Here is a 13,833-nt window from a genome sequence, read left to right on the forward strand (position 1 = left end):
TTCTCCCCACACCGCGCCGGCTTTTCTTCCCGCTCCGCGCCACTATCTGGGAGGCACGCATCATGGGCGACAAGGCACGTGTACACACCGGGGCCGCCGGCAGGGCAGCGACGGCCGACCAGCCCTCATCGATACGGAATGTGGTGCTGGTCGGCCACAGCGGCTCCGGCAAGACCACCCTCGTCGAGGCCCTCGCACTGACCGCGGGTGCGGTCAACCGGGCCGGCCGGGTCGAGGACGGCACGACGATCTCCGACTACGACGAGATCGAACACCGCCAGCAACGCTCCGTACAGCTCTCCCTCGTCCCCGTCGAATGGGGCGGATACAAGATCAATCTGCTGGACACCCCGGGGTACGCGGATTTCGTCGGGGAACTCAGGGCCGGTCTGCGCGCGGCGGACGCGGCCCTGTTCATCGTTTCCGCCGCCCAGGAGGCCGACGCCGTGGCGGGCGCCACCCGCGCCGTGTGGGACGAGTGCGCCGCCGTCGGCATGCCCCGCGCCATCGTCGTCACCCACCTCGACACCGCGCGCACCTCGTTCGACCGGATGACCCGGATCTGCGGCGAGATCTTCGGCGGCGACGACCCCGACGCCGTACTCCCGCTCTATCTGCCCGTCCTCGGCCCCGAGGGCCCCGACGGGCACGCCCCACTCACCGGCCTCACCGGACTCCTCACCCAGCGGATCTTCGACTACTCCTCGGGCGAGCGGCAGGAGCACCCGCCCGCCGACGCCCAGCAGCCCCCGCTCCAGGAGGCCCGCAACCGGCTCATCGAGGGAATCATCGCCGAGAGCGAGGACGAGACCCTGATGGACCGCTACCTCGACGGGGCCGACATCGACATCAAGACACTCATCGACGACCTGGAACGCGCCGTAGCCCGGGACGCCTTCCACCCCGTACTCACCGCGGCCCCCGCCGCCGAGGGCGCCCGCCAGGGCGTCGGCACCGTCGAGCTCCTCGACCTCATCACCGGCGGCTTCCCGACCCCGCGGGAGCGTCCCCTCCCCGAAGTCACCCCCCTGCACGGCGCGCCCCGGCCGGTCCTCACCTGCGACCCGCGGGGCCCGCTCCTCGCGGAGGTCGTCAAGACGGCCTCCGACCCGTACGTCGGCCGCGTCTCGCTCGTACGCGTCTTCTCCGGCACCCTGCGCCCCGACGAAACCGTCCATGTCTTCGGCCACGGCCTCACCGACCCGGGCCACGAGACCCGCCCCTTCCACGAGGCGGAGGTACGCGTCGGCGCCCTCTCCGCTCCCTCCGGCAAACAGCAGCAGCCCCTCACCGCATGCGTCGCCGGAGATCTGGCCTGCGTCGCCAAACTGGCCGGCGCCGAGACCGGGGACACCCTCTCCGCCAAGGACCAGCCGCTGCTGATGGACCCCTGGGCTGCTCCCGACCCCCTGCTGCCGCTCGCCATCCGGGCCCACAGCAAAGCCGACGAGGACAAGCTCTCCCAGGGACTTTCCCGGCTCGTCGCCGAGGACCCGACCATGCGCCTCGAACAGAACCAGGACACCCACCAGGTGGTCCTGTGGTGCCTCGGCGAGGCTCATCAGGACGTGGCGCTGGACCGGCTGCGCAGCCACTACGGCGTCCAGGTCGACTCCGTACCGCACAAGGTGCCGCTGCGCGAGACCTTCGCCGCCCCCGCGACCGGGCGCGGCCGGCATGTGAAACAGTCCGGCGGCCACGGTCAGTACGCCATCTGCGAGATCGATGTGGAGCCGCTGCCTCCGGGTTCGGGCATCGAATTCGTCGACAAGGTGGTCGGCGGAGCGGTGCCGCGCCAGTTCATCCCGTCCGTCGAGAAGGGCGTGCGCGCCCAGGCCGCGCGCGGAGTGGCGGCCGGACATCCGCTCGTCGACGTGCGCATCACCCTGCGGGACGGAAAGTCCCACTCCGTGGACTCCTCCGACGCCGCGTTCCAGACCGCGGGCGCCCTGGCCCTGCGCGAAGCGGCCGCGGACACCCGCATCCAGCTCCTCGAACCCGTCGCCGAGGTCCGGGTCCTGGTCCCCGACGACTACGTCGGGCCGGTCATGAGCGATCTGTCCGGACGGCGCGGCAGAGTGATCGGAACCGAACAGTCCGGCCCCGGACGCACCCTCGTACGGGCCGAGGTGCCCGAGCTGGAAATCGGCCGGTATGCCATCGAGCTCCGCTCCCTCTCCCATGGCGCCGGTCGCTTCGACCGGGTGTACGCCCGGCACGAAGCCATGCCCCCACAGCTCGCGGAACGCATCCGCGAACAGCAGCAGAACAACCCGAATGACGCGTAATCGACTGTGCCGCCCGCTCTTGTCCACAGGGGCGGGCGGCGTATTGATCCGGACGATACGCTGTGGTCCCAGCTCAGAAGGTGTGCCGGGCACGGCAGTTGGGAAACAGCCGCAGGAGCGGTTCCATGGCGGCGAGTGGGGGCGACAGTGGCCAACGACGGATTCGATTTCTCTCCCGGAGCGCAGATCCCGCTCCAGGGCTCGGGCGGACAGGCGGTGGCGACGAACGCCCTCGCTTCCGCCGCGTACCGTGACAGCCCGGTGGAGACGATCCTTGACGCCAACAGCGAATGGCACAAGTCCGAAGTCAAGGCAGGCCGTTCCAAGCTTTTCAAGTCCGACTACTTCAAGCCCAATCTCGGCGAGGCGTTCTCCCGCGCAGTCCAGGAGCGCATGCTGGGCGGCGCCCGGAAGGCGCTCATCCAGTCCTTCGGGACCGACCCGCAGACGGTCGTCGAGCACTGCCTGTCCGCGACCCGACTCCGCAAGGCACGCGACAGCAAACTGACCGCCGTCACCGCCCTGTTCGGCTTCCTCTTCCTGCCCGGCATGATCCTGTGGATCATCGCCTTCCGACTGCGCGACGGGCTCGGCAACACCAAGGACAAGGCCCTCGCCACCCTGGGCAACGCCCTGCTCCCGGTCATCGGCATTGTGGCCCTGTTCTTTCTGATCAAGCTGCCGCTCACCGGATTCCTGGCGCTCTACGTACGGGCGATGATCGTCGCCCCCGTGATCGGCTGGCTCCTCGCCAAGCGGATCGCCGAATCCTCTGCCAAGGACATGCGCGCCCGCTGGGAAGGACTGCTCTCCGGCGGCGGCGTCATCGCCAAGATCCCCGAGGCCGTACCGAAGAACCCCAACGAGACGTCCCGCGAGGCACTGCGCCAGGGCCTGGAGAAGCTCTCCGCCGAGCAGCAGTCCAACTCGGTCTTCTACGCGGGCCCCAAGGGAATCCTCGGCATGGGAACCCGCTGGGGCAGCTGGCAGCTCGCCGAAGAACTCGTCTCCAAGGAACCCGGCAAGGAATTCCACCAGTTCCGCAGCTGGGACCTGATACGCGTCATCCACGACCAGCTCAAGGTGCTGGAGCGCGGCCCGCTGAACACCGGCGGATTCCCCACCCCGTCGGTCACCCACTGGGTCGTCTCCCCCGTCGGCGAGAACGCCGACTCGGTCTCCCGTCCCGACGGCGAGGACGTCGCCACCTTCCAGGTCAAACCACACGAGATACAGCGAATCTGCAACCATCAGCAGTTCGGCGGCGGCGACCGGCACTACCTGGGCGTCCAGTTCACCCTCTGGGACGGCCAGTTGGTCATCACCATGATGATCACGGTCACGGTGCTCTACGAAACCCTGCGCATCGAAGTCACCGGACACGCACTCGGCCCGGTCCACTCGCTCTTCACCAGCAAGCCCGCGGCCAAGACCAAGACCGTCAACAAGACCGTCCGGTTCTGGGAGACCCGCGACATCACCCTCGCACTGGTCGAACCCCGCGAAGTCGTCCGTCTCGCCCTGCGCGCACCCCTCACCTGGTACCCGCCGCTCCTCGACTACCTGGGCGGCAAGATCGCCCTGCCGGAGCCGTTCGGCCTGCGCCACGCCTGGGCCGAGAAGCCTTGGCGCCACCGCTTCATGGCCGACGACGCGATGCGCGCCGCCACCCCCGTCCTGCGCGCCGTGCACAGCGCCGCCCTGCGCGTCCTGGAGGAGAACGGCGTGGATACCGAACGCTTCGACAACCGCTCGATGATATTGAGCGGCCTGGTCCAGGACCCGACACCGCGCAAGGCCGACCTGTACGACGCGTAGACAGCGAAAGGCCGCCCCGGCAAAGAAGACGGAGACCGGGGCGGCCCCTTCGAAGCAACAGCCGGGATCAGCCCACCGGCCAGGCGTCGGCCAGCATCTTGCGCGTGTCGGCGAGCAGTTGCGGCAGCACCTTCGTGTGCCCGACCACCGGCATGAAGTTGGTGTCACCGCCCCAGCGCGGCACCAGGTGCTGGTGCAAGTGGGCCGCGATACCGGCTCCCGCCACGGCCCCCTGGTTCATACCGATATTGAATCCGTGCGCCCCCGATGCCGTCCGCAGTGCCACCATCGCCCGCTTGGTGAAGTCGGCGAGTTCCAGTGTCTCCGGACCGTCCAGCTCCGTGTAGTCCGCGACATGCCGGTACGGCACCACCATCAGATGACCGCCGTTGTACGGGTACAGATTCAGCACGGCATAGACATGCTTGCCACGTGCCACGACAAGCCCGTCCTCGTCCGACTGCGACGGAATCGCGCAGAACGGACAGCCATCGCCGGCCTCCGGACCGGACGGCTTGTTCTCACCCTGGATGTAGGCCATCCGGTGGGGCGTCCACAGGCGCTGGAACGCGTCGGGCGTCCCGACTCCGATCTGCTGCTCCGGCTCACTCGTCATGCCGATCAGCATATTGCTTCGCTCCAGGGCAGCGTGTCGCCGGGGCCGCACCCGTCGGCGCCCGGCGATGCTGAGGCGGTGATCGACCAGCCCGCGGACTCCACCCCTCCTCGTTTCAGGCATTGGGAGCAGCGCACGGAAGTGCCTCTCTTCGGCGCCTCGCTGCTCTTCCTGCTCGGTTACGCGGTCCGCGTGCTCGCCCCGCACGACGCCCGGCCATGGCGCGAGATCGCCCTCGCGCTGGTCTGCGCGACCTGGCTGGTCTTCGCCGCGGACTATGCGGTACGACTCCGGCTCAGCGGCCTCGGTCACCGTTTCGTCCGTGTGCACTGGCTGGACACGGTGGTCCTGCTGCTTCCCCTGCTGCGACCGCTGCGCCTGATCCGGCTCTACACGGCGGTCCAGCAGCGCAGGGAGCAGCCGCGGCTGAGCCTGTACGCGCGCGTGATCGCCTACGCCGGCGTGAGCGCCCTGCTGCTCGGCTTCTCCGCTGCGCTCGCCGTGTACCACCAGGAGCACACCGCGAAGGGTGCCTCGATCCGCACGTTCGGCGACGCGGTGTGGTGGGCCTGCGAGACGCTCACGACGGTGGGATACGGGGACACGGTGCCGGTCACCCCGAGCGGCCGGGTCGTGGCATCGGGCCTGATGGCCTGCGGTCTGGCGCTGCTGGGGGCGGTGACGGGTTCGTTCTCGTCGTGGCTGCTGCAGGTGTTCAAGCGGGAGGACGAGAAGAAGCCCCCGGAGAGCAGGTAGCTCTCCGGGGGTCTCCCACTCCGTGCCGTCAGACCTGGACGCGGTCCTCGACGGCCTTCTGGATCTTGGCGATGGCGTCCTCGACGGGGATGCCGTTCTCCTGCGATCCGTCGCGGTAGCGGAAGGAGACAGCGCCGTTGGCCATGTCCTCGTCACCCGCGATGATCATGAAGGGCACCTTGGCCTTCTGCTGGTTCCGAATCTTCTTCTGCATCCGGTCGGACGAGGCGTCCACCTCGACCCGCAGGCCCTTCTTCCTTGCCTCCGCGGCGAACTCCTGGAGGTAGGGGATGTGGGCGTCGCCGATCGGAATGCCGACCGCCTGCACCGGGGCCAGCCACACCGGGAACGCACCCGCGTAGTGCTCGAGCAGCACCGCGAAGAAGCGCTCGATGGAGCCGAACAGAGCACGGTGGATCATGACCGGGCGCTGCTTGGTGCCGTCCGGGCCGGTGTACTCCAGGTTGAAGCGCTCCGGCAGGTTGAAGTCGAGCTGGACGGTCGACATCTGCCAGGTACGACCGATGGCGTCGCGTGCCTGCACGGAGATCTTCGGGCCGTAGAACGCTGCGCCGCCCGGGTCCGGGACCAGCGGCAGGCCCTGCTTCTCGGCGACCTGGCGCAGCGTCTCGGTGGCCTCTTCCCACACCTCGTCGGAGCCGACGAACTTCACCGGGTCCTTGGTGGAGAGCTCCAGGTAGAAGTCGGTCAGACCGTAGTCGCGGAGCAGGTTCAGGACGAAGGTGAGCGTCTTGTCGAGCTCCTCCGCCATCTGCTCCTTGGTGCAGTAGATGTGCGCGTCGTCCTGCGTGAAGCCGCGGGCCCGGGTGAGGCCGTGCACGACGCCGGACTTCTCGTACCGGTACACGGTCCCGAACTCGAAGAGCCTCAAGGGCAGTTCACGGTACGAACGCCCGCGCGCATCGAAGATCAGGTTGTGCATCGGGCAGTTCATGGGCTTGAGGTAGTAGTCCACGCCCTCGTCGAGCTGCATGGGCGGGTACATGCCTTCGGAGTACCAGTCCAGGTGGCCGGACTTCTCGAAGAGCTTGCCCTTGGTGGCGTGCGGCGAGTAGACGAACTCGTAGCCCTCCTCCTCGTGACGCCGGCGCGAGTAGTCCTCCATGGTGCGGCGGATGATGCCGCCCTTGGGGTGGAAGACCGCGAGACCGGAACCGATCTCGTCCGGGAAGGAGAAGAGATCAAGCTCGTTGCCGAGCTTGCGGTGGTCGCGCTTGGCGGCCTCCTCCAGGAACTCCAAGTGCGCCTTCAGCTGGTCCTTGGTCGGCCAGGCCGTCCCGTAGATCCGCTGGAGCATGGGGTTCTTCTCGCTGCCCCGCCAGTACGCCGCGGCGTTCCGCATCAGCTTGAACGCCGGGATGAACCGGGTGGTCGGCAGGTGCGGGCCGCGGCACAGGTCCTTCCAGCACAGCTCGCCGGTCTTCGGGTCGAGGTTGTCGTAGATGGTCAGCTCGCCGCCGCCCACCTCGACATCCGCGCCGTCTCCGGCGTTCTCGACGGAGTCGGAGCCCTTGATGCCGATGAGCTCCAGCTTGTACGGCTCGTCCGCCAGCTCCTCGCGCGCGGCCTCGTCCGTCACGACCCGGCGGGAGAACCGCTGCCCCCGCTTCTGGATCTCCTGCATCTTCTTCTCGATGGCCTTGAGGTCCTCGGGAGTGAACGGCTTCTCGACGTCGAAGTCGTAGTAGAAGCCGTCCTTGACCGGCGGGCCGATGCCCAGCTTGGCCTCGGGGAAGAGCTGCTGAACGGCCTGCGCCATGACGTGCGCGGTGGAGTGCCGGAGGATGTTCAGACCGTCCTCGGAGGAGATCTCGACGGGCTCGACGACCTCGCCGTCGGCGACGGCGTACGCGAGGTCCTTCAGCTCACCGGCGATCCGGGCGGCGACAACGGTGCGCTCGCCGGGGAACAGCTCGGCCGCCGTAGTGCCCGTCGTCACCACGCGCTCTTCCCGCTCGGAATCGCGTTGGATGATCACACGGACGTCTGACACCGGTCTCTCCTGACTCAGGGGGTACGCACGCATGCGTGGTGCACGTGCGATACGAATCGTACCGAGCCGCGGGCCCCCTCTGCGAAACGGTGGAGCGATGAAGGCCCCCGGCTCCCCCACTACGCCCCTATTCGCCCGTGCACGCCTCCTCGAAATAGTCGACGTTCTCCTGGAGCGACTTCATCAGCCGGTCCCGTTCCGCCTCGTCCACCTGCACGGGCACCACCTGCGCGGTCCGGGTCAGCCGCCGGAAGCCGCCGCGGCTCTCCAGCCTGCCCTCCACCGTGATCGGCAGCCCCACCAGGTGGGCGTGGCCGGCGATCCGGTACGCCTCCTCGTCCAGCTCCAGCCGTACGTGCGCCACCTCGGCGCCGGCCAGCACCCGCAGCCGTACGATTCCGGCGCCCCGCGGTCCCGAGCGGCGCAGCCGGACGACGGCGCCGGTGATCCGTACCGTCACGGCGGGCTCGTCCCGGAGGTAGCGGGCACCCGCCCGGCGCAGGGCGGGCAGGTCGCCCGGGGAGAATTCCACCGGCTCGGGACGGGCCGGACAGCCCTCGGGGATCCCGGCGGCGGGCGCCCACTGAAGGGCGATCCCGGCCCCCTCCGAGCCCTGGACCAGCGCGATGAGGGCCTCGGTGAGTTCCCGGCCGGCTCCTGCCTCGACGGCGGTGTCGAAAGCTTCGAACCCGCCCGTGGCCCGCTGGTAGTCCACGGCGTCGCGGGTGGCGTGCAGGGCGTGGTAGAGCCGTACGGCGACGGGCCGGCCCGGTTCGACGGGGACGAACGCGGCGAGATCGCGGCCGCCGGGCGCGGGCCCGACGAGGATGCCGTCGAGGGCCGCCCGGGCCCTGCGGCGGTGGCGTGCGCCGTGGTAGCCAGCGCGTGCCCGGACGGCGAGGGCTCCGGCGAGCAGGAGCTGCCGGGCGGCGCTGTGCAGTTGCTCCGCTCCCGTCCAGCCTGCCGCCCCGGCCGCTCCCCCGACGGGTTCGGGGACCTCGCGCCACCACCGGATCTCGTCGCTGGGCACGGCGAGGGAGACCAGGACTTCGCGGGCGGAGGGTGCGGCGCTGCGAGCAAGGGCGGTCAGCGCCTCGCCGAGGAGGTCCTCGCTGTCGGGGAAGGCGGTGGTGTCGGGTACGAGGAGGCTCGTACCGCCGCCGGGCGGGGCCGGTGGTCCCGGTGGGGTCCACCGGCTGTACCGCCCGGCCGCTCCGCCGCGGCGGAGCCAGCCGTGCCGGTCGAGCAGGGCGGCGAGGACCGCGGGGTCGACCCGGGCGGGGTCGGGGACGTCCCCGGGTGGCCGGGGAGCGGTGGGCCACGCTCCCGCGGATTCGCTCGGGTGCGGGCGCATGGCTGACGTGATCACTTCGTTGGCAGAGTTGGCGGAGTTGGCGGACTCGTCCATCGGCCGGTGCATCAGGGTCTCCCTCCCGCCCCTACGCGGGTCATGATCTCGCAGAGCGCCCGGTCGTCGAAGATGCGCGAGGTCGGGATCCGCACGGTGGTCCGGTGCCGGCCAGTGACCGCGTGGCCGGCCAGGTTGGTCCAGTAGCAGCAGTGCCGCAGGTCGAGCCGGTCGTGTCCGGCGCGCAGCCACTCGTCCTGGCTGCGCGGCACGATCATCACGACGAGGATCTTGTGGACCGACACGGGAGTCCGGGCGAGTTTCACGAGATGCGCGTTGTCGAGCGTGAAGGAGAACGTCGGTCCCGGCGGGTGCGGCGGGATCTGGTAGGTGCATTTGAGCTGCACCTTTATGGTCACTTCGTCGTCCACGGCATGGCCCGGGGCGCCATGGCTGACGTGCCAGTCGATGCCGTTGTCGGGGAAGGGCTGCGACAGGGAACACCCCGCCGCGGCCGCGACCGCGTGCAAGTAGCCCACCTGGAGCGTCTCCATGCAGGCGGTGGTGGCGAGTGCGCCGCGCAGCGGTGCGATCCGCTGGGGCAGCAGCCCGCTCGGTTCGGGCTGCGCGAGCGCCATGGCTGCGTGGGCCTTCCGGGCTGTGCCGATCGGTTCTTCGACGGAGGGATCTCGATGGCGGGATGACGGACAACTTCCGTTCCCCCCACCTGTGTTGTCACCGCACGGAACGGCGCGCAAACGGCGTATCAGGCAAAGGGTGCGGGTATCACCGGACCGGGCAGGGGAATCACGCCATCTGCCGTTCGGGCACGAGGAGTTCGGGGATGACTCACTGGTACGAAGGGCCACTGGCCGCATTTGACACCGAGACAACGGGAGTGGACGTCGAGGGGGACCGGATCGTCTCGGCCGCCCTGGTCGTCCAGGACACGGCAGGCGGGCGGGCGCGGGTCACCCGCTGGCTGGTGAATCCGGGGGTTCCGGTGCCCGTGGGGGCGACCGCGATCCACGGTCTGACCGACGAACATCTTCAGCGCAACGGCCGCTGGCCCGCGCCGGTGGTGGAGGAGATAGCCCGTGCGCTCGCCGAGCAGTGCGCGTCCGGCCGGCCGCTCGTCGTGATGAACGCACCGTTCGATCTGACCCTGCTGGACCGGGAGTTGAGGCGTCACCGCGCTTCGTCACTCGCCCAGTACCTGCAGAACACACCGCTGTGCGTGCTGGATCCGCGCGTGCTCGACAAGCATCTGGACCGCTACCGCAAGGGGCGGCGGACCCTCACCGATCTCTGCGAGCTGTACGGGGTGGTGCTGGACGGCGCGCACGACGCGGCGGCCGATGCGGCGGCCTCGCTGGAGCTGGTTCGGGCGGTGGGGCGGCGGTTCTCGTCCCGGCTGGAGCGGCTGTCCCCGCCGGAGCTGCACACGTTGCAGGCCGTGTGGCATGCGGCACAGGCGCGTGGGCTGCAGGCGTGGTTCGCGAAGAACGGCACGGTCGAAGCGGTGGACCCCGCGTGGCCGCTGCGCCCGGAACTGCCCGCCGCGGCGTGATCGGACGATTCGGGCCGACGGACACCGGACCGGCTCCCGCGCCCGGACACGCAGAAGCCGGTCCGTCGATTCTGCTGACGGACCGGCCTCTTCCGGGTGGGCGATACTGGGTTCGAACCAGTGACCTCTTCGGTGTGAACGAAGCGCTCTCCCACTGAGCTAATCGCCCGGGAACGGGTTGAACCATACAGGGCTCACGGCGTCCGGTTCAAACTCCTTCCAGCCAGGCCGTGAGGCCCCGGCACCCGGCGCGCATCATCAGGGCGTGGTTGGCCCGGAACACGGCGCGTCCGGGCATCGCGAGGAGCCGCATCAGCCGTCGGTGCACCTCGACCTCCTGCTCGTACGTGGCACGGCTGCCTGCGCCGTGCGCGGTGACCGTCCACCGGGCCCAGCCGACGAGGTCGCCGCCGAGGGCCGCTTCGAGGACCCGGGCCGCGGGGTCGCGGCGGTGTTCGCGGACGGTCATGACGAGGTCGTACGGGAGGAAGGAGCGGATCCGGGTGGTACCGGTGGTGCCGTCGACCGAGGTGACCTCGCGGACCTGCGGCCACCATCGCGGGTAGTCGTCGGGGCGTCCGAGGATCTCGTACACGGTGTCGGGCGGCCCCGGCAGGTCCCAGACACTCACGAATCGGTAGTGACTCCAGTCCATGACCCAAGTCTGCGCGTACTCAGCCGGGGAACTGAGTATCCGAGCCCATGTCCGGTCCTGTTGCTCGCGCCACACTCCCGTCCATGGAACATGTGCCGCCGCCCGCCGAGGAATTGGCGCTCCTCGATCGCGAACTGGCCCGGCTGGATGCCCGCCGGTCCCAGTTGCTGGTTCGTCGTGCCTGGCTGGTGAGTGTGCTGGCGCAGCCCGCCGCGCGCCCCGCCGTGCCGCCCGTGCCGCCGTACGCCGCTCCGTTCGGGCCGTCGGCGCCGGTCCGGTCGTCGGTCCCGTTCGCGGCTCCCTTCGGCCCTCCCGCCGCGCCGGCCGGGCCGCGCAGCGCGCAGAATGTGCTGCTCACCCTGGGCGGTCTGCTGCTCACGATCGCCGCGATCGCGTTCACCCTGGTCAACTGGGGTCAGATGGGCATCGGTGGCCGCTCTGCGGTGCTGACGCTGGTGACGGTCGCGGCGCTCTGTGCCCCCGCCGTGCTGCTGCGACGCGGGCTGCCCTCGACGGCCGAGTCGCTCGCCGCCCTCGCGTCGGTACTGATGGTGCTCGACGCGTACGCGCTGCACGAGGTGGCGGTGCCGGACGCCGGCGGTCCCGGTTTCGCCGCGGTCGCCTCGGCGGTGCTGGCGATGCTCTGGGGTGCGTACGGGCTGCTGCTCGGCCGGCTCCGGCTGCCGCTGCCCCTGGCCGTGGTGACCGCGCAACTGCCGCTGTTGCTGTGGGCGTGGTCGGCGGACGCGGGGGCCACGGTATTCGGCTGGGCGCTGCTGGCGACGGCGGCGCTGGACTGTGCGATCGCGGTGTGGGGCAAGGGAGTTGCAGTACGGGTGACGGCCTGCGTCTGCTGCTGGGCGGCGGGCCTGCCGGGCCTGCTGGTGGGCCTGGGGCAGTCGGTGTCCGCCGACGCGGTGCCGGCCGCGGTGGCGCCGGGTCTGCTGTTGCTCGCGGGTGCGGCGGTCGCGGTGGCCGGGGCGTGGCGTGCGCCGACGGGGCTCGCGGTGGCCGGTGGAGCGGTGGCCGGGCTCGGCGGGGTGGCCGCGGTGGGCGGTGTGCTGGGTGCCGGGGTGGCCGGGGGCTGGTCGGTGCCGCTGTACCTGCTGTGCGGTGTGGCGCTGTTGGCGGCGGTGCGCGCTCCGCTGCCGCGCCCGGTCGGGAAGGGCCTGCTGTGGGCCTCGTCGGCGGTGACCGTGGGTTCGGTGCTGGCTGCGGTGCCGCCGGCCGGCCTGTCGCTGGTGGGCACGGTGTCGCAGGCGGCCCGGGTGTGGTCGGGGGCGCCGGAGGGCGGGGTACGGGGCGCGTTGGGTATGGAGGCCATGGCGTGGTCCGCGATGGCTTCGGCCCCGGTGGTGCTGTTGGTGGTGGCCGCCCTGTCGGGGGCGGCGTACCGGTCGTGGGCGTCGTGGCTGCGGGTGGCCGGGCCGGTCGTCGCGCCGGGGGCGGCGTGGCGGGGTGCTGCGGGGGCCTGTGCGGTGGCGCTCGGCTGGGCGGGGTGCACCGTGTTGCCCGCGGTGCTGGGACTGCCGTACGCAACCGCGGTGTCGGTGCAGTCCGCGCTGGTCGCCGGGGTGTTCGCGGTGGCGGTGCGGGAATTGCGCCGGGAGACGAACGGGGTGGGTCGGACCGCGCTGGTGTGCGGTCTGCTGGGTGCGGTGAGCGTGGGGATGCTGTCGCTCGCCACGGAGACCGCCACGTACGCGGTGTTCACGGTGTTGCTGGTGGTGTTCGCGGCGGCTGCGGTGGTACTCGGCGATGCCGCGGTCCCGGCGGCGCGGGCCTTGCCACCACTGCCTGCCGCTCAGGCGGCGCGTGCGGCAGGGGTGTTGCGGACGGCGCAGGCGGTGCCGGCGTGCGGTGCGGTGGTGTGCGGGATGGTGCTGGCCCGTGCGGTGGGGGCGTCGTGGGGGCTCGCCGGGTATCGGGCGGCGCCGGTCATGCTGGTCGTCCCTCTGGTGACGGTGCTGCTCGGGGCGCGGCTGCGGGGCCGCCCGCCGGCTCTGCCGGTCGAGCTGACCGGGGCCGTGGCGGGTGTGCTGGCCGTGGGCATGGCGGTGCCGGACCGGCCGTTCCTGGCATTGGTGCTGGCGCTGTGCGGGGTGCTCGCGGCGGGCACGGCCGTACGGGCCGAGCGCCGGCCGGTGGCCGGGTATCTGGCGACGGCGCTGTTCGTCCTGGCGGCCTGGCTGCGGTTGTCGGCTTCGGGGGTATCGGCCCCGGAGGCGTACACCCTGCCGGTGACGGTGCCCGCCCTGGCGGTCGGTGTGCTGCGTCGGCGCCGTGATCCCGAGGCGTCGTCGTGGACGGCGTACGGGGCGGGTCTCGCGGCGACCCTGCTGCCGAGTCTCTTCGCGGCCTGGGCCGATCCGCACTGGGTGCGGCCGCTGCTGCTCGGTGCGGCGGCGCTGGTGATCACCCTGGCGGGCGCGCGGCTGCGACTGCAGGCTCTGCTGCTGCTCGGTGGTGCGGTGCTGGCGCTGGACGCCGTGCACGAACTCGCGCCGTACGTGGTCCAGGTCGTCGGCGCACTACCGCGCTGGCTGCCACCCGCGCTCGCCGGGGTGCTGCTGCTGGTGGTCGGGGCGACGTACGAGCAACGGCTGCGCGATGCGCGGCGCCTGAAGGAGACCCTGGGCCGGATGCGTTGACGGTGGGGCCGCACGGCCGGTCCGGGGCGCCCTCGGGGGCTCGGGCCGGTCTGCGACGAAGGGCGCGGCCGGGACAGCGTGGGAAACGCAGAGGGCCCGTGAGACTCTGCAGTCTCA

Annotated in this window: 10 protein-coding genes and 1 tRNA gene; 5 read left to right on the forward strand and 6 right to left on the reverse strand. The window is 70.9% G+C overall.

Annotated elements, in window-relative coordinates; all coding sequences use genetic code 11:
* Window positions 1-62 precede the first annotated feature (62 nt).
* Together OG306_RS06335 and OG306_RS06340 are read left to right on the forward strand one after the other, a co-directional pair.
* Complete coding sequence (locus tag OG306_RS06335; protein WP_266745128.1) at window positions 63-2,288, forward strand: elongation factor G-like protein EF-G2; 2,226 nt, start codon at window positions 63-65, stop codon at window positions 2,286-2,288.
* Window positions 2,289-2,435: 147 nt separating this feature from the next.
* On the forward strand, window positions 2,436-4,106 hold the full coding sequence (locus OG306_RS06340; protein WP_266752097.1) for a hypothetical protein: 1,671 nt from the start codon (window positions 2,436-2,438) through the stop codon (window positions 4,104-4,106).
* Between the two features lie 67 nt (window positions 4,107-4,173).
* Here OG306_RS06340 and OG306_RS06345 read toward each other — a convergent pair whose 3' ends face one another.
* Window positions 4,174-4,734 carry an HIT family protein gene (locus OG306_RS06345; RefSeq protein WP_266745129.1) on the reverse strand — a complete coding sequence of 187 codons (561 nt, stop codon included), beginning with the start codon at window positions 4,732-4,734 and terminating at the stop codon, window positions 4,174-4,176.
* Between the two features lie 66 nt (window positions 4,735-4,800).
* Between OG306_RS06345 and OG306_RS06350 the strand changes: the two genes are divergently transcribed.
* Complete coding sequence (locus OG306_RS06350; protein WP_266745130.1) at window positions 4,801-5,478, forward strand: potassium channel family protein; 678 nt, start codon at window positions 4,801-4,803, stop codon at window positions 5,476-5,478.
* Between the two features lie 28 nt (window positions 5,479-5,506).
* Here OG306_RS06350 and thrS read toward each other — a convergent pair whose 3' ends face one another.
* From thrS to OG306_RS06365, 3 genes are all read right to left on the reverse strand, one after another.
* Entirely contained in the window at window positions 5,507-7,492 is a 1,986-nt protein-coding gene (gene thrS, locus OG306_RS06355) for a threonine--tRNA ligase (RefSeq protein WP_266745131.1), read from the reverse strand.
* A 127-nt stretch (window positions 7,493-7,619) separates the two neighbouring features.
* A complete protein-coding gene (locus OG306_RS06360) occupies window positions 7,620-8,912 on the reverse strand; it encodes a hypothetical protein (RefSeq protein WP_371665183.1) in 1,293 nt (430 codons plus the stop codon).
* Window positions 8,912-9,478 carry a DUF4365 domain-containing protein gene (locus OG306_RS06365; protein WP_266745132.1) on the reverse strand — a complete coding sequence of 189 codons (567 nt, stop codon included), beginning with the start codon at window positions 9,476-9,478 and terminating at the stop codon, window positions 8,912-8,914. Before OG306_RS06365 ends, OG306_RS06360 begins: the two co-directional genes overlap by 1 nt.
* Window positions 9,479-9,684: 206 nt before the next feature.
* On the opposite strand from OG306_RS06365, the gene OG306_RS06370 reads away from it, so the two are divergent.
* Window positions 9,685-10,410: a 3'-5' exonuclease gene (locus OG306_RS06370; RefSeq protein WP_266745133.1), complete on the forward strand. Its 726-nt coding sequence runs from the start codon at window positions 9,685-9,687 to the stop codon at window positions 10,408-10,410.
* Window positions 10,411-10,507: 97 nt separating this feature from the next.
* On the opposite strand, the gene OG306_RS06375 is transcribed toward OG306_RS06370, so the two are convergent.
* Window positions 10,508-10,579 (reverse strand) — tRNA-Val (locus OG306_RS06375).
* Between the two features lie 39 nt (window positions 10,580-10,618).
* Window positions 10,619-11,065, reverse strand: coding sequence for an SRPBCC family protein (locus OG306_RS06380; RefSeq protein WP_266745134.1), 447 nt, complete (start codon window positions 11,063-11,065; stop codon window positions 10,619-10,621).
* Window positions 11,066-11,148: 83 nt separating this feature from the next.
* Between OG306_RS06380 and OG306_RS06385 the strand changes: the two genes are divergently transcribed.
* Window positions 11,149-13,716: an SCO7613 C-terminal domain-containing membrane protein gene (locus tag OG306_RS06385; protein ID WP_266745135.1), complete on the forward strand. Its 2,568-nt coding sequence runs from the start codon at window positions 11,149-11,151 to the stop codon at window positions 13,714-13,716.
* Window positions 13,717-13,833 lie beyond the last annotated feature (117 nt).

Origin of the sequence: Streptomyces sp. NBC_01241 (assembly GCF_041435435.1) — a bacterium.
In the GTDB taxonomy this organism is placed as follows: domain Bacteria; phylum Actinomycetota; class Actinomycetes; order Streptomycetales; family Streptomycetaceae; genus Streptomyces.